General features: G+C 66.0%; 19 protein-coding genes. 8 read left to right on the forward strand and 11 right to left on the reverse strand.

Annotation, left to right across the window (positions count from 1 at the left end; genetic code table 11):
* The coding region (locus AC1ROY_RS29335; RefSeq protein ID WP_493152483.1) for a GDP-mannose 4,6-dehydratase at positions 1–447 on the reverse strand (447 nt) is incomplete at its 3' end.
* A 195-nt stretch (positions 448–642) separates the two neighbouring features.
* On the opposite strand from AC1ROY_RS29335, the gene kdsA reads away from it, so the two are divergent.
* The 5 genes from kdsA to AC1ROY_RS29360 all read left to right on the forward strand — a co-directional run bounded on the left by kdsA (position 643) and on the right by AC1ROY_RS29360 (position 6,177).
* The gene (gene kdsA / locus AC1ROY_RS29340) at positions 643–1,476 is read left to right on the forward strand and encodes a 3-deoxy-8-phosphooctulonate synthase (protein WP_493152484.1); all 834 of its coding nucleotides are present in this window, start codon (positions 643–645) and stop codon (positions 1,474–1,476) included.
* 279 nt (positions 1,477–1,755) lie between these two features.
* Positions 1,756–2,718, forward strand: a complete 963-nt coding sequence (locus tag AC1ROY_RS29345; protein ID WP_493152485.1) for a KpsF/GutQ family sugar-phosphate isomerase — start codon at positions 1,756–1,758, stop codon at positions 2,716–2,718.
* Positions 2,719–2,748: 30 nt separating this feature from the next.
* Positions 2,749–4,062 (forward strand): RraA family protein, encoded by a 1,314-nt coding sequence (locus AC1ROY_RS29350; RefSeq protein WP_493152486.1) that lies wholly within the window; start codon positions 2,749–2,751, stop codon positions 4,060–4,062.
* Positions 4,063–4,119: 57 nt separating this feature from the next.
* Positions 4,120–4,785 carry a TylF/MycF/NovP-related O-methyltransferase gene (locus AC1ROY_RS29355; RefSeq protein WP_493152487.1) on the forward strand — a complete coding sequence of 222 codons (666 nt, stop codon included), beginning with the start codon at positions 4,120–4,122 and terminating at the stop codon, positions 4,783–4,785.
* Between the two features lie 225 nt (positions 4,786–5,010).
* Complete coding sequence (locus tag AC1ROY_RS29360) at positions 5,011–6,177, forward strand: hypothetical protein (protein WP_493152488.1); 1,167 nt, start codon at positions 5,011–5,013, stop codon at positions 6,175–6,177.
* Between the two features lie 84 nt (positions 6,178–6,261).
* On the opposite strand, the gene AC1ROY_RS29365 is transcribed toward AC1ROY_RS29360, so the two are convergent.
* The 5 genes from AC1ROY_RS29365 to AC1ROY_RS29385 all read right to left on the reverse strand — a co-directional run bounded on the left by AC1ROY_RS29365 (position 6,262) and on the right by AC1ROY_RS29385 (position 11,404).
* On the reverse strand, positions 6,262–6,960 hold the full coding sequence (locus AC1ROY_RS29365) for an acylneuraminate cytidylyltransferase family protein (protein ID WP_493152489.1): 699 nt from the start codon (positions 6,958–6,960) through the stop codon (positions 6,262–6,264).
* The gene (locus AC1ROY_RS29370; RefSeq protein WP_493152490.1) at positions 6,957–7,667 is read right to left on the reverse strand and encodes an HAD family hydrolase; all 711 of its coding nucleotides are present in this window, start codon (positions 7,665–7,667) and stop codon (positions 6,957–6,959) included. The genes AC1ROY_RS29365 and AC1ROY_RS29370 overlap by 4 nt, the downstream gene beginning before the upstream one ends.
* 7 nt (positions 7,668–7,674) lie before the next feature.
* A complete protein-coding gene (locus AC1ROY_RS29375) occupies positions 7,675–9,240 on the reverse strand; it encodes a hydroxymethylglutaryl-CoA lyase-like TIM-barrel protein (protein WP_493152491.1) in 1,566 nt (521 codons plus the stop codon).
* Between the two features lie 137 nt (positions 9,241–9,377).
* Complete coding sequence (locus AC1ROY_RS29380) at positions 9,378–10,358, reverse strand: alginate O-acetyltransferase AlgX-related protein (protein ID WP_493152492.1); 981 nt, start codon at positions 10,356–10,358, stop codon at positions 9,378–9,380.
* A complete protein-coding gene (locus AC1ROY_RS29385) occupies positions 10,355–11,404 on the reverse strand; it encodes a hypothetical protein (protein ID WP_493152493.1) in 1,050 nt (349 codons plus the stop codon). The genes AC1ROY_RS29380 and AC1ROY_RS29385 overlap by 4 nt, the downstream gene beginning before the upstream one ends.
* Positions 11,405–11,547: 143 nt before the next feature.
* On the opposite strand from AC1ROY_RS29385, the gene AC1ROY_RS29390 reads away from it, so the two are divergent.
* On the forward strand, positions 11,548–12,135 hold the full coding sequence (locus AC1ROY_RS29390; protein ID WP_493152494.1) for a DNA polymerase III subunit epsilon: 588 nt from the start codon (positions 11,548–11,550) through the stop codon (positions 12,133–12,135).
* A gap of 11 nt (positions 12,136–12,146) precedes the next feature.
* On the opposite strand, the gene AC1ROY_RS29395 is transcribed toward AC1ROY_RS29390, so the two are convergent.
* Both AC1ROY_RS29395 and AC1ROY_RS29400 read right to left on the reverse strand, forming a co-directional pair.
* Entirely contained in the window at positions 12,147–13,997 is a 1,851-nt protein-coding gene (locus AC1ROY_RS29395) for a class I SAM-dependent methyltransferase (protein WP_493152495.1), read from the reverse strand.
* Between the two features lie 136 nt (positions 13,998–14,133).
* Complete coding sequence (locus AC1ROY_RS29400) at positions 14,134–15,564, reverse strand: hypothetical protein (protein ID WP_493152496.1); 1,431 nt, start codon at positions 15,562–15,564, stop codon at positions 14,134–14,136.
* Between the two features lie 85 nt (positions 15,565–15,649).
* Between AC1ROY_RS29400 and AC1ROY_RS29405 the strand changes: the two genes are divergently transcribed.
* Positions 15,650–16,711 (forward strand): GSCFA domain-containing protein, encoded by a 1,062-nt coding sequence (locus AC1ROY_RS29405; RefSeq protein ID WP_493152497.1) that lies wholly within the window; start codon positions 15,650–15,652, stop codon positions 16,709–16,711.
* 464 nt (positions 16,712–17,175) lie between these two features.
* Positions 17,176–18,729 carry a tetratricopeptide repeat protein gene (locus AC1ROY_RS29410; RefSeq protein WP_493152498.1) on the forward strand — a complete coding sequence of 518 codons (1,554 nt, stop codon included), beginning with the start codon at positions 17,176–17,178 and terminating at the stop codon, positions 18,727–18,729.
* A gap of 28 nt (positions 18,730–18,757) precedes the next feature.
* On the opposite strand, the gene AC1ROY_RS29415 is transcribed toward AC1ROY_RS29410, so the two are convergent.
* From AC1ROY_RS29415 to AC1ROY_RS29425, 3 genes are all read right to left on the reverse strand, one after another.
* Complete coding sequence (locus AC1ROY_RS29415) at positions 18,758–19,843, reverse strand: hypothetical protein (RefSeq protein ID WP_493152499.1); 1,086 nt, start codon at positions 19,841–19,843, stop codon at positions 18,758–18,760.
* Between the two features lie 196 nt (positions 19,844–20,039).
* Positions 20,040–21,023 (reverse strand): NAD-dependent epimerase/dehydratase family protein, encoded by a 984-nt coding sequence (locus AC1ROY_RS29420; RefSeq protein ID WP_493152500.1) that lies wholly within the window; start codon positions 21,021–21,023, stop codon positions 20,040–20,042.
* A gap of 3 nt (positions 21,024–21,026) precedes the next feature.
* Entirely contained in the window at positions 21,027–24,446 is a 3,420-nt protein-coding gene (locus AC1ROY_RS29425; RefSeq protein WP_493152501.1) for a glycosyltransferase, read from the reverse strand.
* Positions 24,447–24,582: the final 136 nt, after the last annotated feature.

A 24,582-nucleotide genomic window follows, 5' to 3' on the forward strand; every position in this document is an offset into this window, starting at 1 on the left:
AGGCGTGAAGGGTGCGTCGCCGGGATAGAGCGAGCCGAAGACCTCGTCGGTGGAGACGTGGTGGAAGCGGAAGGCGGTCTTGGCCTCGCCCTCCAGCGTGTTCCAGTATTCGCGCGCGGCTTCCAGCAGCACCTGCGTGCCGACGACGTTGGTGCGGATGAACTCCGCCGGCCCGTCGATGGAGCGGTCCACATGGCTTTCCGCGGCGAGGTGCATCACGGCCGTCGGGCGATGCGCCGCGAAGGCGGCGCGCATCGCCTCGGGATCGCAGATGTCGGCCTTGATGTGGATGTGGCGCGGATCGCCGGCGTGCATGCCGAGCGAGGCCGGCGTGGCCGCGTAGGTCATCTTGTCGATATTGACGACCGCATGGTCCGTCGCCGTCAGGAGACGGCGCACCACCGCGGATCCGATGAAGCCAAAACCACCCGTGAGAAGAAGCGTCAAGGTGCCCCCGATAGTCATGGCCTGCGACCATCCGCGGTTAGCGGCCTTTAGATGCGGGGTCAAGAAACAGCTGGGTGAATGAGGTCACGCTCCGGTCGAGCCGCGAGCATCGCCAACATGAGCGCGTGCGAGCATCTCCCGGTTGGCGCGCGGCGCGGCTTCGCTTAAAGAGGTTTCTCCCGCAAGGAATGCCGCATGCAAGACGTTGAAGTCTCGATTGGTCCGGTCACCCTTGGCAATCATCTGCCACTCGCGCTGATCGCCGGGCCTTGCCAGATGGAGAGCCGCGCCCACGCGCTCGAGACGGCGGGTGCGCTGAAGGAGATCGCCGCGCGCCGCGGGTTCGGGCTGATCTACAAGACCTCCTACGACAAGGCGAACCGGACCTCGGCGAAGGCCGCGCGGGGCATCGGCATGTCGAAGGCGCTGGAGGTGTTCGCCGAGATCCGCGAGAGCCTCGGCCTGCCGGTGCTGACCGACGTGCACGAGGTGACGCATTGCGCGCCGGTCGCCGAGGCGGTGGACGTGCTGCAGATCCCGGCCTTCCTGTGCCGGCAGACGGATCTGCTGCTGGCGGCCGCTGCCACGGGCCGGGCGGTGAACATCAAGAAGGGCCAGTTCCTGGCGCCGTGGGACATGAAGAACGCGGCGGCGAAGGTGACCGGCGCCGGCAATCCGCGGGTGCTGCTGACGGAGCGCGGCGCGTCCTTCGGCTACAACACGCTGGTCAGCGACATGCGCTCGCTGCCGATCATGGCGCGCGACACCGGCCTGCCGGTGGTGTTCGACGCGACGCATTCGGTGCAGCAGCCGGGCGGGCAGGGGACGTCGTCCGGCGGTCAGCGGGAGTTCGTGGAGACGCTGTCGCGGGCGGCGGTGGCGGTGGGCGTGGCGGCCGTGTTCATCGAGACGCACGAGGATCCGGACAATGCGCCGTCGGACGGGCCGAACATGGTGCCGCTGAAGGATTTCGAGGCGCTGATCGGACGGCTGCAGGCAATCGACGCGCTCGTGAAGGGCTGGGGCTGAGGCCGCGGGCGAAGCAGCGGCAGGCCGTGCTGAATCCCGGGAGCGTCGGTTCCAAGGATGGCGCGGCCACGGGCCTTCGTGGCTGCCGCCGGATGCCGGTCGGCGCGCGTCTTCGTGGAGAGCGGTCCCAGCTCTGGCGTCGTGGACGGCGATGCCGCGGTTGTGCCCGGGCGGGCGTGGGATGCGCTCGCAGCGAGGTCTTGAGTCCCGGGCTGAGCGCCGGCCGCGTTGGCGGGTGCGCGGCCCATGAGGCAAGCATGCATTCAACGCAGAGGCGACATGGACCATATCAAACGGACGACTGAGGAAGTCTTTCAGGCGGTCATCGGCGCCGAAGCCGAAGCCATCAGCCAGATCAGCATCCTCGACGAGGCCGTGAACGAGGCTGTTCGCCTCGTCGCTTCGGATGACTACATCGTGATCGCGACCGGGGTGGGAAAGTCCGGCCTGGTCGCAGCTAAGGTCGCCTCGACCATGTCGAGCCTGGGGATACCCGCCGTGTTCCTCGATCCGACCGGCGCGGCGCACGGCGATCTCGGCCTCGTGCGGCCGCGATCCGTGGTGCTCGCCTTCTCCAACAGCGGCAACACGGCCGAGCTGGTGGCCATCCTCCCCAGCCTTGTCGCGCGCGGCGCGCGCATCATCGCCGTGGTCGCCGATGCCGCCTCGGCGCTGGGTCGGGCCGCTGAGGTCTGTCTCGCCTATGGCCGCGTGCCGGAAGCCGATGGGCTCGGCCTGGCTCCGACCACGAGCACCACCATCCAGATCGCGCTGGGCGATGCGCTTGCGGTGGCGGCCTCCGTCGAGCGCGGGCAGTCCGCCGATGGCTTTCACGCCAACCATCCCGCCGGGACGCTCGGTCGCCGGCTGATCCGCGTCAACCAGGCCATGCGCACGGCGCCAGATGTCCCGCGCGTGTCCATCGACGCAACCTTCCTTGACGTGATTGATGCCATCTCCGATAAACGGATCGGGTTAACATGCGTTGTCGACGAGGCTGATCGCCTCATGGGCATCGTGTCGGATGGAGATGTGCGCCGTGCCCTGCATATGCCCGGAGACCCGCGCAATCTTCACGTCGCCGACATGATGCAGCGCAATCCGGAGACGGTGCCGCCAGGCATCCGCATTTCGGAAGTTCTCGACAACGACCGGGGCCTCAACCGGCACCTCTCCCTGCCTGTCGTCGATGAGCGCGGCGTTCTGCTCGGCGTTCTCGTCGGCCTCGATCTGCTCAAGTAGACAACTCCAAGCTCTCGAAGAGGTGCGCTGATGCGTGTAGTCGGATTCGTTCCTGCCAAGGCGTCGAGCGAGCGTATCAATTCGAAGAACATGCGGATCCTCGACGGCGAGTATCTGGTCCGCCGCAAGCTTCGCCAGTTGGTGGAAAGCGGCATCTTCGACGAGATCTACCTGGACACGGAATCGGAGGAGATCGCGGCGATCGCCGCCGACATGCCCGTGAAGGTGCTGCGCCGGGACCCGGCGCTGGCGAGCAATGCCACGGACGGGCACGAGCTCTTCAGCAACGAGTGCCGCTCCGTGCCGGGCGCCGACATCTATGTGCAGGCGCTTTGCACGGCGCCCTTCGTCGGACCCGATACCCTGCGCCGTGCGCTGGCCACGCTGCAGAAATCGCCCGAGGCCGACAGCCTCGTCGCGGTGACGCGGGAAAAGCACTACGAGTGGTCGGGCGAAAACCCGCTCTACGGCCGTGGCCGAATTCCCAACAGCGTCGATCTGCCTCCGCACACCATCGAGGCGATGAGCCTCTACATGATACGCGCCACCTCCGCGGATTTTCCGGTGAAGCGCTTCGGGCAGCAGCCCGTGCTATTTGACCTGACGACGCAGGAACGTCTCGACATCAACTACACCGAGGATCTCGAACTGGCGGAGACGATCTGCGCCGGCGGCCGTCAGCGGGAGAACATGCTGTTCCGGGCGCTGAGGCCGCATCTCAGCTCCTGCGTCTTCTCCGATCTGACCAAGGATCTCGGCCTCTCCTGCACCCTGCCCGCGAGCATCAAGCCGGTCGCCGGCCGGCGTATTCTGGGCCGCGCCAAGACCTTGCGGCTGGTGCCCCTGCCGGCGGACGCGACGCGCGAGAACGGCGCGTGGAAGGGCATCTACGACGCCCTGAAATCCTATGCGTTCCTCCGCTCGGGCGACGTCATTATGGTGTCCACCGCCGTGCCCGACCGCGCGTATTTCGGCGAGCTCAATGCCCACCTCGCCATGCGCGCCGGCGCGGTGGGCGTGGTGGTGGACGGATACACGCGTGACGTGGAGGCGGTCTCGACGCTGGATCTCCCGGTCTTCGCACGGGGCGTCTGGGCCAACGACATCAAGTACGAGGGCACCACGGGCGCGATGAACATCGATGTGACGATGGGCGACGTGCCGGTGCGGAACAACGATGTCGTCTTCGCCGACGCCGATGCGGTTGTCGTCATTCCGCACGAGCGGTGGGAAGAAGTCCTCCAGCAGAGTCTCGACGCCATCGTCAACGAGTCGCGCGTGCGCCTGAATGCTGCGCTCGGTCGGCCGGTGAATGAGTTGCTGGAGAAGTTCGGCTTCTTTTGATTGAAGTGGTTTGCTGAGATATATATTGCCGAAACATGCAGAGGACATAGAGATCTCATGAACCAGTACAAGATCGACAGGGCCGCGGATATCTACGAGGTGGAGAATACCTTCTACCTCAGGGCGGCCATGCCCCGCGTCGGCAAGTTCCTGGCTCATTATGAGCTGTATCGGCGAATTCAGAATCTGCCTGGCGCCATCGTCGAATTCGGCGTGTACAAGGGCGCGTCGCTGATGCGTTTCCTGACCTTCCGCCACCTGCTCGAGAACGACATGGCGCGGCCGATCATCGGCTTCGATGCCTTCGGCCGGTTTCCGGTGGCGTCCAACGAGGACGAGACCGGGATCCGCTTCATCCAGAAGTTCGAAGCGGCGGGAGGGGACGGCATCTCCAAGGAGGAATTGGAGAAGGCTATCGCAGAGAAAGGGCTTCGCAACTGCAGCCTGGTGGAAGGCGACATTTTCCAGACCCTGCCACGCTACCTCGAGGAGCATCCGGAACTTCGGATCGCCCTGCTTCATCTTGATATGGATGTCTACGAACCGACCCGTTTTGCGCTCGACTTGTTGAAGGATCGCATGGTTCCCGGCGGCCATGTTGTCTTCGATGACTATAACCTTGTCGCGGGAGCCAGCCAGGTGGCGGACGAATTCGCCAGGTCACGGCAGTTGAAGCTCGAGAAGCTCTCTTTCTATACCGTGCCGGCATTTATCGTAACCTGAACAGCCTTCGCCGATAGTGAAGGCAAATACCCTGAAATGTCAGTTCAGGACGCTGATGGACATTGGCCGGCGGAGTATGGAGGCGCTACCATTGTCCGCCTGATGGCACCGGGTATGATTTGAGCTGAAGTGCGGAGGTCTGAGAGGTAACTTCAGGCCTGGGGAGGCGCGTCGGCAAGTAATAGCTATAAAAATCGTCCAAATTGAACTGAGGGGCTGGTCGGGATGTTCTCGGACCGGGCGATAGACATCATCGGAATAATTTTCGTTCTGAACATCGGAGATGCGGCAGTGGCAGGTAAGCGGCATTTTGATCATGTTTATCTGGCAAGTCATTCGGCCTGGGGCTGGCTTATGTTATCTCATGTGCTTTATAAGAAAAAAGGATGCGGTGAGGATTTTTCTTTCGCTATCGTCTATAAAGGCCAGGATCATATATCCGATATTTTGAAAGGAATTGCGGAAAATTTGGGCGGAGAATTTCTATTCTCCGAAGAGATAGATGGAGATGCAGAGCCGATTTCTTGTGATACGATATATCTGCATTCCCATATGTTCAAGCATTACGATGTGCCTCTTTTGCCGAAGATAAAATTCAAGATATATTGGTTGTATTCAGATGGATATCGCAATGATTTCCGGAATGAGGATCGAAAGGTTGGAAAGAACGCGAGGGGAATAGTTTATTTTGGATGGTGTTTGTATCGTGAGGACTATATCCGGCCCTTTCACGACGATTGCGTCGTACCATTTTCCTTTATTCGGCAGATTCATGTCCAAATTCGGTCTGCTTTACTGGATAGAAAAGATCTGGGATTGTTGCCGTCCGGATCATCCATTGTTTTGCTGAGATACTGGACGCGAAAAATATATCAGCCGACAGTCCATTTCAAACTGTCAGATATCGTGCTCAAGTACCTTGAGGCAGGGGATTGCCCAAAAGAACAGCCCCTTATTATTAAAAGGGATACGAGGATTATTAAGAGTGACTTTCAGGAGGTGCTCGCAGCCTGTTCTGCAGCGGGATTCTCAACTCACGACATGTCTGACGTCATCCGCGCTTCAAGGGATGAATGTTCTTATTTTCCATTTGAAATATTTCTGCCAGATGGATTTCTCGGAACTATCTTTCCGTTCGATAGTGGTGTTTCCGTATACGTGGCAGCGATGTGTGGCGCAAAGTTAATTTTGCCGACACCATCTTTCATCTCGGAAATTCTTGGCCAGTACGAAGGCGCGGAGTTGGCGGAAGATTTGAGGGGGCGCTACGAAGTCCTGATCAAGAAATTCCAGGAAAACAACGCCGTGGATTACATTCCCACCTTAATCAAAGAGGAATCGGAAGGCGGCTCGGAATATCGCGAGTGGCGGCCGAGCCGGCCGGCGCCTTGAACGCTGCCGTCGGGAAGTCGGCCGCACTGGCGATTGATGGTACGTCGAAACGACGGCGCGCGTGACACTGGCGCCGAGGCTGGGTCAGCGCTTCCCTTTGCGCATGCGCCAGAGCTCGGCCGCGATGGCAAAATCCTCCTCCCAATCCACGTCGATGGTCTTCTCCTTGGAGACGGGGTAGAGGACCGGCCGCTCGCCGATGCGGTCCTGGCGATCGCGGTAGGTTGCGACATCCGCGATGAAGATGGAGCTGTTGACCTCGTACATCGGCGGCAGCGTCTGGGTGCGCGGCCACTTCTCCTTGTTGCGGTCGTAGTTGATCGGCCCGTTGTTGTCCCACATGAAGGTGTGCAGCGCGAGCACGCCCATCAGGCTGTCATGCGTGCCGGCCGCCAGCGCCGCGCGATAGGCGGCGATCGCGGCGCTGTACTCCACGGCGTCGAAGAAGGGCGAGGTCACGTGCGTCCAGAGAACGTCGCCTTCGGGGACGATGCTGGGCACGTAGGAGATGACCTCGTCGGTCGAGGTCGAGGAGGAGCAGAGCTGGTCCGGCCGATGGTCGATGCGCAGCCGCCCCTTCGAATGCGGCACGTGCCGCTCGCCGATCTCGATGACCAGCGGGTCGTTGGTGGAGAGCAGCACGAGGTCGATCTCGGGCGTGGCCAGCAAGTGGCCGAGCTTGATGCCGAGCAGCCCCTCCTCCTGGTCGGCGAAGGGGCGCGTGTTCTTGTGTGGCACGCGCTGGCTGCCGGCGCGGCAGGGCAGGAAGGCGGTGAGGGTCATGCGAGGTGTCCGGACGCCTGCTGCAGCCGCGCAAGCGCCGTCTCCAGTCCGCGCAGATCGTCGATGAGGGGAGTGCCATGCTCGGCGGCCAGCAGGCGCATGCGGGGCTGCGCCGCGGAGAAGCCGTCCATGTAGACGAAGCCCATGCCGGCCTTGCGCGCGGCGGTCATGTCGGCCTCGGCGTCGCCCACGAAGACGATGTCGCCGGGATCGACCGGCCCGTCCTTCGCGAGATCCTCCAGGACCAGCGCGAGGTTGTCGAACTTGTTGGTGGGCGAGCCCAGGATCAGCCGGAACATCGGCGCGTCGCCGCGCTCGGCCATCACGCCGCGCAGCTCGGCCTGGTCGGAGCCGGAGACGATGTAGACCGGTTGCCGCGCGGCCAGGCCGCCGACCACCTCGCGCATGCCCGGCGTGGCCGAGCAGGTCGTGTAGCGGCCGCTCAGCGCCTCGGCGTAGCGCGCGAGGAGATGGTCGCGGTCCAGCGGCGGGCGCACCGCCAGCTCCCAGCCGAGCAGCGCCTCGAAGAGGCGGTAGCGCGACATGCCGAAGCTTGCGCGCTGGAACTCGACGAAGCGGGCGATGTCGCCCGCATCGTAGCCGCCGGCCTCCAGCACTTCGCGGAAGCAGGTGGTCTTGAGCTCGTTGGAATCGAGCAGCACGCCATCGCAGTCGAAGACGATGGCGGCAAAGCCGCGCTCGGGCATGACGCGCCTAGTGGACCGCGGAGACGAGGCCGTAGACGGAGATCACGTCGAGCGCGTAGCGCGTCGGCGTCAGGCTGTGCAGCCGCACCGTGGGGTGCTTGCTGCGGAAGAGGTCCAGCATGCGCTGCACCTCGAGGGAGAGCTCCTGCTCGGCCGCGCTGGCCATCGCATAGCCGTCGAAGCCGATCAGCGCGCATTCGTCGGTCCCGAGCGCGGCCACGGCGCCGAGAGCGAGGTCGAGCGGGCTGATGTCCGAGACCGGGCCGATGCTGCCCTCCTCGCCGGCGGCGAGGGGCTGGGCCTGGCGCACCGGTACGCCGAGCTCGCGCGGGACGCAGCCCGTCACGCGCGGCGGCGGAGCGACGACGCAGCCCGAGATGGTGGAGAGGTTGTCCTCCACATCCGCGCGCATCGCGGCATGGCCGGGCAAGCAGAAGAGCTGCTCGCCGCCGAGGCTGCCGGCGAGGTCGAGATGGCGCGTGCTGGCGAAGAGCACGAGCGCATCGGTCTTGCTCACGTAGCGGCGGATGGCGTCAAGATGCGTGCGCACCGAATTGCCGCCGCCCACGACCACGACCGGCCGCGAGGAGTTCGCCATCTTCTCCTGCGCCGGGTAGGCGGTGGTGTCGACCTCGCTCTTGCTCTGGCGCTGCAGCGCCTGGATGATCGAGAGCACCGAGTAGCGGTTCTTCGAGATCCAGTTCATCACGTCGCGCTGCGGCAGGTTGTTCGCGCCCGAGATCATGTAGGGCAGGCTGGTGCCCCAGCCGTACTGGACGCGCAGATCCTCGAAGGGCTCGATCACCGCGCTCAGCGCCTGGTAGTCGAGCGAGTGGTCGTTCGCCTCGCTGTCGAGGTGCACGAGCAGCGTCTCGATGCGCAGGTTGCCCGCGCCGCGGCCCATGCCGACCAGCGTGCCGTCGATGATGTCGGCGCCGCCCTCGATCGCGGCGAGCGAGTTGGCGAAGGCGAGGCACATGTTGTCATGGCCGTGGAAGCCGAGCGGCTTGTCGGGCAGGGCCGCGCGCAGGTTCTGGAAGAGCTTGCGCACGCTCGTCGGCGAGCAGCCGCCGTAGCTGTCCACCAGCGCGAGGCTGTCGAAGGCGTCCTTGTCCTCGAAGGCGGCCGCGATCTTCGACAGGTCGTCCTGGAAGGTGGAGAGGTACATGATGTTGTACCCGACCTTCACGCCGGCCGCCTTGAGCGCCTTCGCGAGCGAGACGCCATGGGCCAGCGCCGTCGGCGCCACGGTGATGCGCACCATGTCGATGATCGACGAGAGGTGGCCGAAGAGCGGGCCCATACGATCCGGGGTGTAGCCCTTGCCGTCGATCATGACGACGAGCTTCTGGTCAGGCCGCAGTGCAGCACGCGCCTGCATCAGGCGCTCAGGCGAGAGAAAGAAGTACTCGCCAGAATAACCGCGCTGTGGATCGTTGACGTAGCCAAGCTCCACATGATCGATTGGCAGGCGAGACATCGAGGAGAGGTAAGTACGGACAGTCAAGGGATCGAAATCCCAGTCCGTATAATAGCCGCCGTCTCGAAGGGTGCAGTCCAGGAGTTCGACCATCCGCTCACGCCCTCGCTAAGGATTACATGCCATGAGTATCATGTGTTTTGCAGGGGATGCAACCGTGTCCCCGCACTGCACAAGCAGATACCTCGTCAAAATCCGCGGGCGCGGCGTAGGACGGCCGGGCACGGGAATCAGACCCCTTCCGTGGCTGTGGTGAGGAAGAGGCTGCTGTAGAAGGGCTCGATCCCGCTGGCCGCCTTCTCCGCGTAGAGCCTGTGCATGCGCGCGCGCTCCTCTTCGGTGGAGCGGGCGAATTTCAGCCGGATGACATCCTCGATCCGGAACTTGCCGAGCTTGGCCGGCCCCTCGATCACGAAGCGTTCCGTGCATTCCGTGAGCACGACGTCCGGCCTCTCCTGCTCGATGACGGACTGGTCGGGACTCGTGCTGTGGATGAAGACGAAGCGTTGGAAGATCTCTCCGAGGAAGGTCGCGAGATTCCAGGCGAAGGAATCGCCGAAGAGGACAAGCCTGCCGAGCGGCGCGCCGGGGCTCTCGTAGACCAGCGTGCGCCCGCGGTTGCGCAGCTCGCTGTCGAAGAGCAGCTTCGCGCGCGGCGCGCGTGCGGCCGCGGTGATGCGGAGCTCCGAGCGACGGGGCTCCATCTTGCTGTCGAGGTCTCCGCTGGACTTCCGCTCGGCGAACTCGAAGTCGTCGATCGAGAGCGCGGCCTCCAGGCCCAGCAGCTTCAACGTGGTCTCGACCGTGACATAGGCGCCGTAGTCGTTCCAGTGCGTGTCGCCCTTGTCGTAGACGCGCATGCGGTCGGCCTGCAGCAGCTCCTGGACGGGGAAGATCGTGCGGGCCTCGGCGGGCGCGGCGGCGACGAGCGCATCGACTGGCCGCACGGCGGCCCTCCGGTCGCGATGTGGATACCAGCGGTCGTAGACCGACTCCTTGGAGGGAGCGATGATCTGGACATGCTGGAAGCCCTGCCGTGCCGCCAGGGCCGCCATCCCCGCGAGCATGGCCTGCCACGCCGCCAGGGTCCTGTCGCCCAGCTCGACCTCGCCCAGGTACTGGCCGACGCTCCGGTTCTTGTCGTGGTCCAGGTAGAGCCATCCGTCCTCGCCCTCGAGGACCTTCTGGGGTGCCGTCACGGGTGTCGTCATGGCGCTGCGCCCGCTTCGGCGAGGGATGGCTTGGGCACGAAGATGCGGAACGCGGATTCGACCGTCTGATCGAGGAACAGACCGTTCTTGAAGCGCAGCGTGGAACGGATGGAGACGCGGGGATCGAAGTACTTCGACGGCTCCGACCGGCCGGCGGATCGCGCCACGGCGAGGTCGCGGCCCGCGAGGCAGTAGGCGCAGGACAGCAGCACGTCCGAGAGCTCCCGCGCGCTGGCGAAGGAGCGCGTGGCGTTCACGGGCGCGAAGTAGGCGATCTCGACCGCATGATCGAACGCCGTGCGCGCGCGGGGCCAGTCCTCCTGCAGCGTGCGCAGCGAGCCCAGCAGCAGGCAGCCCTTCACGTAGTTGTAGATGGAGGCGGGCTTCTCCCGGGACAGCTCCACCAGGGGCTGCATCTCCGTCAGGCAGCGGATGCAGATGTCGGCGAGCTCGTTGCGCAGCGCGAGCTGCGCGCAGGCGTAGCGGATCGAGAGGCTCCAATGCACGTTGCCGACCTGCGCCTCGGCCTCGCGGAAGGCTTCGAGCATCCGCCAGACGAGGTCGAGGCGCTCCGGCGTCGCGAGGCCCGGAGCGTCGCAGAGCCGGTAGCAGAGCACCGCCGCGACCTGCGCGACCGCTATGCCGTCGCGCTCGGGCTGCGCGAGGATCTCGATGGCGATGGCCTCGGCATATTCGAAGAGGATCCGCCGATTCGTGATGCGCGTGCCGTAGTTGCGCACGTCCCGCTCGACATCGGCCGCCACGAGTGGGATCGGCGCGAAGAGCCACCGCCAGCGTGCCGCCGAGAAATCCTCCGCCGACCAGCTCTGCGTTCCGGTCGGGCCCGCGGCGGTCAGCCGCGTGACGGTGCCGTAGGGGCGGACCGCCGGAAGCGCGAGGACGAACGTCCCGTCCGCGATGGAGACCGTCTGCACCGAGCCGTCGGCCATCTCCGCGACGAGCGTGCCGGCCTCGGCGCATGTGCCGGCCACCGCGACCGAGATGTCGCTGGCGTCGAAGCTCTTGAAGGCGAGTTTCAGTTCCAAGCCCGGGCCTCGTCGTCGTTTCGCGATCGGAGGATGTGATTCAATCCTCTGCATGGCAAGGGGCAGTTGCGGCGTGACACGACCGTTCGATTGACAGGATGGTGGCCATCCGCAACGACACCTGTGGCTGAAGGAGTCATCACTTGGAGCAGGCACCGATCTTCTTCGTGACGGACATCGAGACGGACGGTCCGGATCCGGGCATCCATTCGATGATCAGCCTCGCATCGGTGGCCTGCGGCAGCGACGGCACGCGCCTCGGGCACGTGGCGCTGAACATCGCGCCGCTGAACGGCCATGCGAGCGACGCTGGCACGATGGCCTGGTGGGGGACAGAGCCGGCCGCGTGGTCCGCCACGATGCAGGACCGCCTTCCGCCGCAGGCGGCGATGGCGCAGTTCGTCGAATGGGTGCGGGGCTTCGCGGGAGACGCCGTCTTCGTCGGCTATCCGCTGACCTTCGACGGCATCTGGGTGGACTGGTATCTTCGCCGCTTCGCCGGCATCCGCCTGCTGCGCGCGCCGCGCAGCGAGGATCGGCTCTTCGCGGGCGGCGGGCTCGACCTCGGCTCCTTCGCCATGGGACGCACCGGCCTCAGCTATGCCGACTGCACCGCGAAGCGCTTTCCGGAAGCCTGGCTCGGCGGACACCCCCATTCGCATATCGCTCTGGACGATGCGGAGGGCTACGCGAGCCTCCTCCGTCATCTCCTGGCGATGCCCGCGACCTAGGCTCCCCGGCGTCAAGCCCGGGCCGTTATGACCGCCATCCGCATGATGAAGTCCGCGGAGCCGAGCTTCGGATAGGCGCGGCGAACGCGCGGCGTGACGCGGATCACCGCATCCGGGTCGTCGAGCTCTTCGGCCCAGCCCTCGATCATGAAGTGGCTTTCCACACGATCGCGCAGCTGTGAGAAGCTGGGGACGGAAGCACGGATGCCGGTCAGATGGGCCCAGTCCATGACCTTCGCATGCTCGGCATCCTGCGGCTTCATCTCGGCCACCGTCTGCGGTGCGCGCCCATGACCCGACCAGCTGCGCGGGTTGCGCCAGTAGAGGATCAGCCGGCCGCCCGGCTTCAGCAGGCCGAGCGCCACGTCGATGGCGCGATCGAGCGCATCGGCCGTCGGCTCGGGCCGCGCGATGACGAGGTCCGCGGAGCGGCCGAGCTCCGGGCCGATCTCCTCCACGAAGGAGACGGCGGGGTCCAGCCCCTCGAGGTCGGTCGCGGCGAAGGACGAGCGCACGCGCGCCATGGTGAGCGGGTTGCGGTAGGACCGGCGGGCGCGGTCGGCCTCGCCGGCGAGGCCGACATAGCTCTGGGCGCCCAGCGCGCGGAGCAGCGCGGCGTTGAGCGTGAGCGAGCCGTCGATCTCGATGATCCTCGCACCGGGCACGAGTGGCGCAAAGCTCTCGGCCAGCGTCGGCAGGTTGAGCTCGATGCAGGACTGCAGCGCCGTGTAGAGGCGGCGGAACTTGATGTCGTCCGGCAGGCCGTGGAAGGCCACATGGCGCATCGCAAGCGCGCCGGCCGTGGTCCCCGCGCCGAGCATCTTCGCCGCGGCGAGCGCGGCCTCGCGCTCGGAGGCGTCGGGCGGCGTGGCGGGCTTCGCCGCTTCGGCCTGGGCCTGGAGCCGCTTCGCGGCGCGCATCAACGCGGCGGGCGGGGCCTCGGCGCGGAGATAGGCGAGAACCTGCATCAGGTGCAGCTTGGCATTTCCGGGTGACTTGCGAAGCAGGCGCCCCAACTCGGCGACGATGCTGGGCGCCGTGGGCGAATCACGCACCGCCCGATCCAGCACCTGGGTGGCGAGGTCCCACTCGCCGCGCTCGAGGAGGTCGAGGGCCAAGCCAGAGGCAAGCTCGCAGGAGCGCGCTTCCGGCAACACCACCGACAGCTTCTCCCAGAGCTCGATCAGCTGCGCGCTGGAGATCTGGTGGATGTCGGCCGGCACCTCCTGCGCGAAATTCGGCATGCGGCCGTTCAGCACGAAGGAGACCGCCGTGCCCTGGGCGACGACCTCGGTCGCTTCGAGCATGGGCAGCGAGGCGACGAGCCACGCGATCTGCCGCGACGTGATGTGCAGGAAGTCCTGGAACATGATGCGCGCGCCGGGCAGCAGCCGGGGACCGACGTGGTTCAGCACGGTCCAGAGCATGCGCCAGGACTTCGGCGCATCCACGAAGAGCATCTCGATGTTCTCGCGCAGCGGCAGGAGCTGCTCGATGTCGCGGATCTCGCCGGCGACGGTGTCGATGTTGGCGGAGTAGTGGAAGAGGTTCTCGCGGAAGAGCGGGAGCGTGCTCTCCTGCCGCTTCAGCGGCACATCGGGGTAGCTGCTGGCGTAGAGCGATGACCACTTGAAGCGATCGAGCACGGTGAGGTTCCAGGGATGGCCGCTCTCTTCGAGGCCGCGGCAGATCTGGAAGGTGCTGGCACCGAGCCAGGGACCGATCTCCATGACGGCACCAATCCCGGTATAGGCGCGGGCCGTGCGGAAATAGAGGGACTTCTCGTCATCCGAAAGCATGGCCGGAATGCTGACATGCGCGTCATAGCTTCCCGGCTCGGCCTGCACGGTTGTGATCATCATGAACGATGTTGCTCCTCAACGCTAAATTCGGTCATCGCAGTTCCCGGCATGCTGTGCAACGGCATTCTTGTTGCAGAATTGTGGGGTTTGCCGCAGCCCCGGCGCGAGACGATGCAACACGGAGCATGCTCTGCCTTCATGGTGTGCGGCAATCGCCGTTCGGCGCGCCGCCGACCGCGAAATGCCGGGCGCAGAGCCAGGCCGCGAGCCGGGGCAGCTCCGAAGCCGACGGCGTGTCGCTGACCGGGATCTCCAGCCGCCGCGTCGTGCCGGGCGCATCCGGAAAGCCGCCATCATCCTCGGCGCGGTCGATCATGCGGCCGGAGCCGTTCTCGACGCCGCGGATGATCGCCGCATCCGCCGGATGCCTCCGCCCGGGCCGCATTCCCGCATGCGCGAGGACAAAGCTGCGGACCTCGTTGGCGGGCATGACGCGCCAGTCGGGATCGGTGATGGGCGAAGTTCCGGCAAGCCGGGAGACGGTCAGCCTGTGCAGCCCAGGATCGACCCGGCATGCCGGGTCGGTGGCGTAGCGCGGGTCGAACAGGTTGTCGGCCATGTAGAGCGTGGCGTCGGGCGCCTCCAGGAAGACGCGGGGCGGCACCTGCACCGGGGTCATCCCGCAGGTGCTGTCGGGGTTCGGCATGATGACGTTGCCGAGGATGCTGCTCCGCAGATCGAGGCGTGACCGTCCGCGCTGGACGTGGATGGAGTTCCGGCCGTAGCCGAAGATGAGGTTGTTGGCGACGAGCACCTCGACGCCGGGATTGATCACCGGGTTCCGGCGGTCGTTGTTCGCGAAGATGTTGCCGACGACCGAGGCGTCCCTCACGTTCGGATAGATCAGCAGGCCCATGCTGTGGATCACGCGCGGATGCCCGGCGACCCGCAGCCCTTTCGCCAGCAGGGAGGATTCCACCCGCACCTGCCCGATCGCATCCCCCGCGAAGGAGAGGTTCTCGTCCGTCGCGTGGGAGAGCGTGAGGTTGCGCAGGACCACCCGCCTGACCTCGTGATGGCGCTCGGCGCGGCTCACCAGCGCCAAGGCATCGACCGAGCGCGCATCGGTGCCGGGCGGGCCTGCGCCGGGATAGACCGCGACATGCTCCATGCGCACGTCATGGGTGCGAAGGACCAGGCCCGCGCCACGGATGACGATGCCGGGGTCCGGTGCCGTCTGCCCTTCGACGCTGAGGTTGGGAGGCAGGATGTCGATCCGTCGCTGAAGGTCCAGATAGCCGGAGACCTCGAACACGACGACACGCGGACCGGTCGCGGTCAGCGCGGCACGGAGGGAGCCCGGTCCGTCGTCGGCGAGCGTCGTGACGCGGATGATGCGCGTTCCCTCGACGAGCCCGCCGCTGGTGCGCGCATCGATGTCCCGGGAGGCATCGGCGGCCCATGCATGCGTGCTGCAAACCAGGAGGAAAAAAGCGGCAGCGAGACGCAGCATCGAGGCAAGGGCTGCGGTTGCATCGAGGCGTCGTTTTCCCGCGGAAAACGGCCGCCGGAAAGGCCTGCGGCGACACCCTATACACACGCTGCGGAGCCGTCCGATTGTCGTCATTCCGTGGACCTCCAGAGTGCCAATGAGCGCTTGCCAATATGCGTCACCCATGCCACATCTTTGATTACATCTCGTTGGAGGCGACATGATCACGCCCATAACCATCGACCAGATGGCCAGCAATCTCAAGCAGAACGGCTATGGTCACTGGGGCAAGGGAAAGACCTCCGACGAGCCGGGTAGCGATCCGGGCCACGCTTCCTTCCGTCTCGGCAAGGACGTGTTGGATCTGCGGATCACCCCGAAGGAAATGCTGCCGTCGCAGCCCAAGGTCTTCACGATGGGCTCGTGCTTCGCGCGGGAGATCGAGCTGGGTCTGGAACGCCGTGGCATCGGCGTCCTCAGCATGCCGCCGGAGGTCATGGAGGACCCCGAGTTTCAGGGCAAGGAAGGTCACGTCCGGCGCGGCATCATCAACCGCTACAACACGCCGTCGATGGAGCTGGAGTTCCGCAGCCTGCTGGAGCCGGAGCCCGCGATCGCCGATACCGATTTCATCGTCGAGGCAAGGCCGGGCGCCTTCTACGATGCGCACTATGTCGGCGAGTATCCGAAGCCGACCGTCGAATCCCTCCTTGAGCGCCGCCACATGTTTCGGCGCGCCTTTGGCGCGGTGCGGGACGCGGACGTCATCGTCATCACCCTCGGCCTCGCGGAGGCGTGCTTTGACCTCTCGGCCGGCAAGTACCGCAACGCGTCGCCGTCGGTGCGTGAGATACGGCAGCGCAAGCCGCTCGAGGTTCATCTCACCGATTTCAAGACCAACATGCAGTGCCTGGAGAACATCCACCGCCTGATCCGCCAGTACTGCGTGGCGAACCCGCTGATCATCTGCACGGTCTCGCCCGTGCCTCTGACCATGACCTACCTCAACGAGGACGTCATCACGGTCAACTCCGCCGCGAAGGCCATCCTGCGCGCCGCTGCGCATGAGTTCGCCACGTCGTTCGACCGGGTCGAATATTTCCCGAGCTACGAACTCGCGACACTGTCCCGTCGCGAGAAGGCCTATTCCGGCGATCGCCGCCATATCCGCAAGACCTTCGTGGACTATATCATCCGCACCTTCATGACGGCCTATGGCATCGAGGTGCCCGAGGCTCCCGAGCGCATGGTGGCCGCTCCTGCGGTTGAGGCGGCGGAATAGTCGAGGATCGCGATCGGGATGCGATGCCTGGGCGCTGGCCGGAGGGCGGACCCCGCCGGTCCGTCCATGATGCAAACCGCCTTTCACCAGCGCGTCTTCGTCCCCTTTCGGCTCCGGCAAGGACCTTCGTCATAGCCGGTCGGAGCAGGGGGACGGTGGCCATCAGAGTGACATGGCCAGACCCCACTGTGTCTCGTGCTGCGTAATGCTCCCTGCGGCGGACACCTCGGCCGGCTCCAGCAAATTTTGACGCAATCCCGTTCCCCGCCTGCCGTTGTGATCTGGACGGCAGAATAGCGACCGGAGCGGCAGGAGACGGGCGGCGCGCGCCAGCGAGCCTGAAAGAGATGACGCGTGGAACCAGGACATGCGGAAGCGCTTTTTCGACGAAGCCGGAGCGGCTAGCCTAGGCACCCGCGCCCAAACCGCTCACATCATCCACGACGACACCGGAGGTGGAGACCTTGACGCAGCAGAGTTCGCCAGTAGCGGAATTGGAATCCTTCTTCGAAGGACAGGATCTGCGCGTCATCCTGCGTCTCTTCGACGACGATCCCGACCTCTTCATCACCTTCACGGGCCGTACCCCCAAGCCGCCCGTTCCGAACGGCTTCGGCGAGGCCTTCTTTCTCAAGCGTCACCTTTCCGCGGTGCATTTCATCAGCAAGGCCAACCACTGGTGGCAAACGCCGGAGGTGGGCGAGGCGATCGGCGCTCTGCGCAAGGCCGGCATCCTCTCGAGTAAGCGGCAGATCACGCTCTATGGCTCCAGCATGGGGGGCTACGCCGTCCTGGCGCGTTCAGCGGAGCTGAAGCCTCATCAGATCCTCGCCGTTTCGCCGCAGTACTCGATCGACGGCAAGGTTGTCCCGTTCGAAGAGCGCTGGCGCAACTATGCCGCCAAGATCAGCTTCGACTATGACGACATGGATGCCGGCCTCGACCGCGAGGCACGGGTCCTGGTGGTCGTCGACTCCTTCTTCCGGCCGGATGGGCTGCACCTCCGCCTGATCCAGAGCCACCGTCCGGTCGAGGTGGTGCGCATCTCCTTCGCCGGCCACAACACGGCGCGCGCACTGGAGGAGATCGGCCTCGCGACCCGGCTGGTGGTGGAGGTCGCGCAGGGCCGCTTCGACAACACGGCCTTCTGCCGCGACTATCGCCTTGGCCGGTCCGCTTCGTCCCTGTTTTGGTATGGCCTGGCCGAATACCTTGCCGAACGGGGGCGCCGAAGCTGGGCCTTGGCCGCCGTCACGCTGGCTGCACATCTGATGCTGTTCGGGACGCGCATGCGCGACCCGACCCTGCAGCGGGAAATTCTGCTTCTCGCCATCGAGCTTGCTGCCGAGGCGCGGCTCGGCAGCCCCGTTCTACGCTGGCTTGCTGCCTTCGAAGCGCACCCATCCTCGCCGCGGCTGCTGGCCAGGACACGCGCACAGGCGTTGTTGGCCTCGGGCCAGGCACGCGAGGCCCTGGAACAGGTGCGGGAGTTGCTGCGATTGGGTGTCCGGGAGGAAGACTATCCCGTTGTGATCGCCGTGCTGGATGCCAGCAACCGGCATCGTAAGGCCGAGGAAATCCTGGCGCGTTCGGCCACGTCGAATTTCGCGCCCCGGCTCTTCGCGGCCGGGGCTTCCTATCTCAGGAATGGCGAGGCGGCGGCCGCGCTGCCGTTGCTCACGAAGGCGCTCGCGCTCGATCCGCGATCCGCCGAGATTCGAATCCTGCTGGCGGCAACGCATCTGGCTTTGGGCGAAGAAGCCCCGGCGCGGCAGGCGCTCGGCGGTGCGGCCGCCATGACGCCGGCGTCGCCCGAGGTTGCGACGCAGCTCGTTGCTGTCACGGCAGCCCTCGACGGCGAGGCTGCAGCGCAAGCGGTCCAGGCGCGGATCGAGGGAATGAGGGCCGGCCAGAAAGCGCTCGTGGACGGGCTCGACACCATTGATCCGGCGGCGATCCGGGACGGAGTGCTTGCGCTCACCCAGAAGGCATCGGGCCTGTTGCACCGGCCGAGCTGATTCTTTCGCAGGGGCTCCGGGACGGGTCTCAGCCCGCGAGCCGATCCGGCGTGGTGCGGCGGGCGGCGACATAGGCGGCGGCCTCCTCCAGCCGCTGCCCGAGCCGCTCGATCGAGGCATTGGTCGTTAGGCGGCTGTAGCGCCGGGCCATGATGGCGGCGGAGAGCGTGCCGTCCCATTCGAGGGGCTGGCGTCCCTTCAATCCGGAGACGAGGTCGATGGCGACCGTTGCCGACTGCAGCGTCATGCCGAGCTCGGAGAAGATCTTCGACTTCGCCGAGGGCATGTTCATGGCGGCCGCTCGGAAGATGCCGACGATGGCCTCGCTGATCCGCACGGCCTCTTCCGCCTCGCCGGCGCGGGCGAGGATCCACGCCTGCAGGATCAGTGCGAGGCCGAGGTTGAAGGCTGTGATGGGCACGGCCGGAACCTGCGGCACATGCTCTTCCAGCGAGGCCATGTCATCCAGCGCCTCCTGCGGCTGGCCGATCATCAGCGAAGCCAGGATGCGGATGAAGCGCAGGGAGATCAGGATGTGCCGCGGGTGCTCCTTGGAGCTGCCCTTCTTGTCGTACGGCAGTGTGCCGAGCCGGGCGAACTGCGTGTCGAGCAGGCGGATCGCGCTGTCGATGGCCTCGGGTGTGCCGTCCTCGATGGCCATGTAGGCCAACACCTTCACGGCCTCGATCTGCACGAAGGGGCCGTATTCGGGGCTCATCGAGACCTGCTCCGCCATCAGCTGCAGCGTCCCGAGATGGCGGATGCGGTTCTTGCGCATGAAGGTCAGAGGCAACAGGCCATTCCTGGAGGCCGGCATCAGGTCCAGGATCTCGTAGTCGGCGCCATAGGCGAGCTCGGGGCCGAGCGCGCCCTCGTCGTTCGAAAGATGGGTGCGGACGGAGCGCACGAAGCCGTCGGGCAGGGTGACGCCGTAGACCGCTCCGGTGGGCAGGGCCCGCACGCGCGAGGCCGCCATGACCACCGGAGGACCGTCGCCGGGCGTCACGGAGAAACGCAGCGTGGGCGGCGTCTCAAGCGGAGTCTGCGAACGCAGCTCGATCCGGGCTCGGCGCCCCTTGATCGTGCCAGACCATGCCTGAGGATGCGTTTCCATTCCAGCGATCTTATCCGAAAAGCCTTCGTTACCAAGAGAGGAAGCGTACTTTTGCAATCAGAGCTGGCGGCGAGTCCGCGACCGAGGCCACCCCGGTCATTGTGGACTATTCCGCGGCCTGTGCCGGCCGTTTGACCCCGGCGGAGGCCGCTGCTGCTCCGCGCTTCGCGGCCGGTGGAACGGCCTCCGGGGCGGCTCAGGCGAAGTAGCCCCTCCACCACGCGACGAAGCGGCCGAGCCCGGTCCGCAAGTCCGTGGTCGGCTCCCAGCCGAAGTCGCGCTTCATGGCGGAGACATCGGCGAAGGTGCCAGGCACGTCGCCCGGCTGCATAGGCTTCAGCACGCGCTCCGCCTTCACGCCCAGCGCCTCCTCGAGGAAGGCCACCATGTCCAGCAGCTGCTCGGGCCGGCTGTTGCCGATGTTGTAGGTCCGGTGCGTGCCGGCGGCCGGCGCATGGTCCAGCGCCGCGACGATGCCGGAGACGATGTCGTCCACGAAGGTGAAGTCGCGCATCATCCGGCCCTCGTTGAAGAGCTGGATGGGGCGGCCCTTCAGCATGGCATCCGTGAAGAGCCAGTAGGCCATGTCCGGCCGGCCCCAGGGCCCGTAGACCGTGAAGAAGCGCAGCCCCGTCTGTGCCAGGCCGTAGAGGTCCGTGTAGGACTTGCTCATCACCTCGCCGGCGATCTTGGTCGCGGCGTAGAGCGAGGCGGGGCGGTCGACGCGGTCGGTCTCGCGGAAGGGCTGCCCGTCGTTGCGCGAGCCGTAGACCGAGCTCGTGGACGCATAGACCGTGTGGCCGATCCGCCCCTCGCTGCGCCGCACGCCCTCTAGGATGGAGAGATGGCCCGTGACGTTGGCGGCGGTATAGGCGAAGGGCGCCTCCAGCGACCAGCGCACGCCGGCCTGGGCGCCCAGATGCACCACGCGGTCGATGCCGGGATTGGCCGCCATCAGCGCGAGTACGCCTTCCGTATCGGAGAGGTCGAGGCGATGGAACTCGAAGGCTCCCGGCGGCGCGTCGCCCGTGAGCGCCTGGAGCCGCGCCTCCTTCAGTTTCGGGTCATAATAGGGATTGAGGTTGTCGAGCCCGATGACGCGATCCCCGCGCGCGAGTAACGACTGACTGACGTGCGCGCCGATGAAGCCGGCGGCACCCGTAACCAGGACTTGACCCATGCTTCAGGCGGCCTTTTCCGGCTGTGCCTTGGTGGCGGCGAGCTTCATGAGCAGGGTCCGATAGGCATGCAGCATCTCCGCGTGCGTGGTCAGTTTCCAGAAGGACCGTGCCGCCGTCGCCGTCATGGCAGCCCGCCGCTCGTCGTCCTGGACGAGGGTGGTGAAGTGCCGGCTCCAGTCGTCCATCGCGTCGAACTCGTAGAGGAAGCCGTTCTCGCCGCTCGTCACCTGCTCCTTCACGCCGAACACGGCGGTCGAGAGGACGGGCAGGCCGAAGAGCAGCCCCTCGACGACGGCGCGTGGATAGGCCTCGCTCGTGGAGTTCATGAGGAGGAAGTCTGCCGCGCGGTACCAGGGGCCGACCTCGCTGGTCGCGCGCACCAGTGTCATGCGGTCGCGGATCTCGGGCGCCAACTCGGCCAGCATGGCCTCGAACTGCGGCAGGTAGGAGTTCTCGAGCGCGCCGAGGAAGACGATGTGCGCCTTCTCGCGCACCGCGGCGGGCAGGGCGGTGAAGGCCTTCACGATGCCGTCCTGGCCCTTGCGCAGGTTCACCGTGCCGACGCAGAGCGCGATCACCTTGTCCTGCGGCAGGCCGAGGCTCGCGCGCATGTCCTCGCGCTTCGCCTCCAGGCTGCTGCCGAAACGGCCGGGATCCACGCCATTGGGGATCACCGAGACCTTGCCGAAGAACTTGTGGTCGCTCCAGGCCTCGCGGCTGGTCTTGGCGACGAAGACGACGTTCTTCGCCTGGCTCACGCCGAGCTCGGTCGCGAGCCGCGCCTCATGCTCGAAGTCGTTGAAGCGCCGCTCCGGCTCGAAGCTCTCGCGCACGATGACGATGGAGGGGACGCCGGCCTCGTCGGCGATATGCGCGAAGGCGCCCGCCTTGGCCGTGTTGCACACGAGAGCATCGATCTCGTGAACCTTCAGCCATTCGAGGAAATGCTTGTGCAGCAATGCGTAGCGGCGGTTCAGCGCCTTGCTCACATGGCTGACGGAGCGATCGAAGATCTCGAGCGGCACGCCGGCCTCGGCATAGGCGCTGGCGAGCGGGCCGGCGCCGGGGCTGTAGGCGAAGGATTCCACATAGCCGGCCGCCTGCAGCCCCTGTGCGAGCTCGAAGAGGCTGCGCGGCGCGCCCTCGCCGAGGACGAGGTTGTGCGACACGAAGCCCACCCGCAGCTTGCGCGAGGGGAGGTGGCGGAAGGTGCGGTCTTCGAAGAGGCCACGATAGGCGGCCGCGATGGCGGGCCGGCCGAAATTCTCCAGCAGGTGGCGCTGCAGCTTCTCGACGAAGGGCTTGCGGCGCAGGGGATCCTCGATCTTGACCATCGCGCGGTCGAGCTGGTCGGTCGTGGCGACGACGGCGAAGCCCATCCCTGCGGCGTTCATGATCTCCGCGCAGGAGATGGAGCCCGAGACCAGGACCGGCAGTCCGTGCATGACGGTGGTGACGAGGCGGTTCGGGCTCTTGGTCTGCTCCTCGGCGGAATGCGTGACCACCGCGAGATCGGCCTTGGCGAAGGCGGCCTGCATCGCCTCGTGCGACCATTCGACGACGTGCGGCACGAGCTCGGGATGGTTCTTCCGGAAGAAGCCGGGACGCGAGACGATGAGCGGCGTGTAGCCGTGGCGGTCGCGCAGGTGCTCGATCAGCCAGCGCGAGGATTCGAAGTTGCCGCGGTCGGGATTGCCGAACCAGAGGACGTTGCGCGCCTTCAGCGGCACCAGCGGATGCCGCCTGGCATTGTAGTCGATCGGCTCCGGCATGTGGACGACCGGCTTGTGCGGATAGCGCTGCGCGATCTCGACCTTCATCTCGGAGGTCGGCACCGTCACGAGGTCGGCGCGCTCGATCAGCTCCTCGAAGCGCGCCTGGGAATTCACCTCGCCGTCCGGACGCTTGAACTGGCGCGGGTTCTCGAAGTAGCGGTCACAGACGTCATAGATGACGAACTGCTCCTTGTTGGCCTTCAGCTTCTCCATCACCGGGTTGTCGGCCGACTGCGCGATGACCGCGATGTCCGCCTTGTCGGCCGGGCCGATGGCGATGCTGGGCCAGCCGTTCTCCTGCAGGATTTCCACCGGGTACTGCGCGCGCAGGCGCGAGGAGGCGAAGGATTCCGGCGGCATCCAGAAGGGCACGAAGCTCACGCTCGGCGTCCGCGTCACCCGCGAGGCCTCGCGGATCGAGGCGATGAGCCGCGCATAGGTGCGGGCGGCGGTGGGCAGGTTGTGGTTGCGCTCCGCGAAGTCGCGGCCGGTGGCGGCGATGTTGTCGCGCAGCTTCCGGTCGTTGCGCAGCAGCTCGATCGCTTCCGCGAAGGCCTCGACCTTCGCCTCGCGGATGAGGACGTTCCTGCGGTCGACCAGCAGCTCGCTGTGCAGGCCGGCGCCGAGGGTGGTGATCACCGGCACGCCGCAGGCCAGCGCCTCCATGATGACATTGGAGGAGCCCTCGCGGCCCGGGGCCACCGGATGCACCAGCGCGTGGATGCGGCTGTAGAAATCCTCGCGCATGCGGTCGTGCGAGATCTGCGTGCCGTCGCCGCGCTGCAGCCGATGCAGCCGCACGCCTGTCTCCTGCACCGCGCCTTCGGCGATGGCGACGCCCTTCACCTTGATCTCGGCGGCCGTGGTGGCGCTGGCGGCGAAGCCGACGGTGAACTCGGCCGGCAGCGACTTGCGGCGGCCCTCGGCGTGCCATTCCTGCAGGTCGAGCGCATTGGGGATCAGCACGACGCGCGGATGCAGCGGCGCGAGCTGGCGGTACAGCGAGAGGTTGAGGGCGACCACCGCGTCGAACTTGGCAAGGCCCTCGCGCATGCGGTCGGGGTCGTTGCCGTAAAGCCGGTCGAGCGGCCGTGGCCCGCCGACCCTGACGATGGAGTGCCGCGCCTTCACCGGGTAGCGCTCGGCGACGATGACGTCGAAATACACCGCGATGTCGGCATCCTCGGTGCCGATGACGTGGTCGAACTCCGGCAGTTGCTGCGACAGGCGCCGCGCATTGTTGCCGTAGGCCCAGCCGGCGTTCTCCTTCGGGCCGATGACCCAGCTCACGGAGAGCGTCCTGCTGAAGCGCCGGGGCGGGGGGCGCAGGGCATCCGCCCCGCCTTCCTTGAAGAGGGAGGAGAGCGGCTGCAGCAGGACCGGCGCCGGCCGCTCGGAGCGGGGGGCATCGGCCCTCGGCGGCTCGGGCCGGCTGGGGCTGCGGTCGCGCCCGGCATCGCTGACGACGCGGGCGATCTCGCTGCTGATGAGCTGGGCGGTGCCGCCCTGCTCCGCCATGTTGCGCAGGGTGGCGTGCAGGCGCTCGATGGCGCGCGTCGCCTTGGCCTGGGTTTCCACCAGGGACTGGAGGGTTTGAATCAGTTCCCGGATGTCCGCAGTCGCCGCACCGGCGTCTTTGTTCTTCACGGGAATGCTGTTCATAGACAGAAGCCCTCACCGTCCGGGTTTCCATGCGCAGTATCATATTGCGCTTGCGAAGGGCAGCCCCGAAGAACAACCTTTCCTGTGAAATCGCGCTCTTTTCTGCCCGTTCGGGTCCGAT

This window comes from Roseococcus sp. GW821-FHT12F05 (assembly GCF_058806835.1).

Bases quoted from the DNA above. Each gene is read 5' to 3' on its own strand.
- AC1ROY_RS29405 (WP_493152497.1), top strand. From the start codon at position 15,650: ATGATCACGCCCATAACCATCGACCAGATGGCCAGCAATCTCAAGCAG.
- AC1ROY_RS29400 (WP_493152496.1), bottom strand. From the start codon at position 15,564: ATGACGACAATCGGACGGCTCCGCAGCGTGTGTATAGGGTGTCGCCGC.
- AC1ROY_RS29380 (WP_493152492.1), bottom strand. From the start codon at position 10,358: ATGACGACACCCGTGACGGCACCCCAGAAGGTCCTCGAGGGCGAGGAC.
- kdsA (WP_493152484.1), top strand. From the start codon at position 643: ATGCAAGACGTTGAAGTCTCGATTGGTCCGGTCACCCTTGGCAATCAT.
- AC1ROY_RS29395 (WP_493152495.1), bottom strand. From the start codon at position 13,997: ATGATGATCACAACCGTGCAGGCCGAGCCGGGAAGCTATGACGCGCAT.
- AC1ROY_RS29360 (WP_493152488.1), top strand. From the start codon at position 5,011: ATGTTCTCGGACCGGGCGATAGACATCATCGGAATAATTTTCGTTCTG.
- AC1ROY_RS29415 (WP_493152499.1), bottom strand. From the start codon at position 19,843: ATGGAAACGCATCCTCAGGCATGGTCTGGCACGATCAAGGGGCGCCGA.
- AC1ROY_RS29375 (WP_493152491.1), bottom strand. From the start codon at position 9,240: ATGGTCGAACTCCTGGACTGCACCCTTCGAGACGGCGGCTATTATACG.
- AC1ROY_RS29345 (WP_493152485.1), top strand. From the start codon at position 1,756: ATGGACCATATCAAACGGACGACTGAGGAAGTCTTTCAGGCGGTCATC.
- AC1ROY_RS29420 (WP_493152500.1), bottom strand. From the start codon at position 21,023: ATGGGTCAAGTCCTGGTTACGGGTGCCGCCGGCTTCATCGGCGCGCAC.
- AC1ROY_RS29350 (WP_493152486.1), top strand. From the start codon at position 2,749: ATGCGTGTAGTCGGATTCGTTCCTGCCAAGGCGTCGAGCGAGCGTATC.
- AC1ROY_RS29370 (WP_493152490.1), bottom strand. From the start codon at position 7,667: ATGCCCGAGCGCGGCTTTGCCGCCATCGTCTTCGACTGCGATGGCGTG.
- AC1ROY_RS29355 (WP_493152487.1), top strand. From the start codon at position 4,120: ATGAACCAGTACAAGATCGACAGGGCCGCGGATATCTACGAGGTGGAG.
- AC1ROY_RS29365 (WP_493152489.1), bottom strand. From the start codon at position 6,960: ATGACCCTCACCGCCTTCCTGCCCTGCCGCGCCGGCAGCCAGCGCGTG.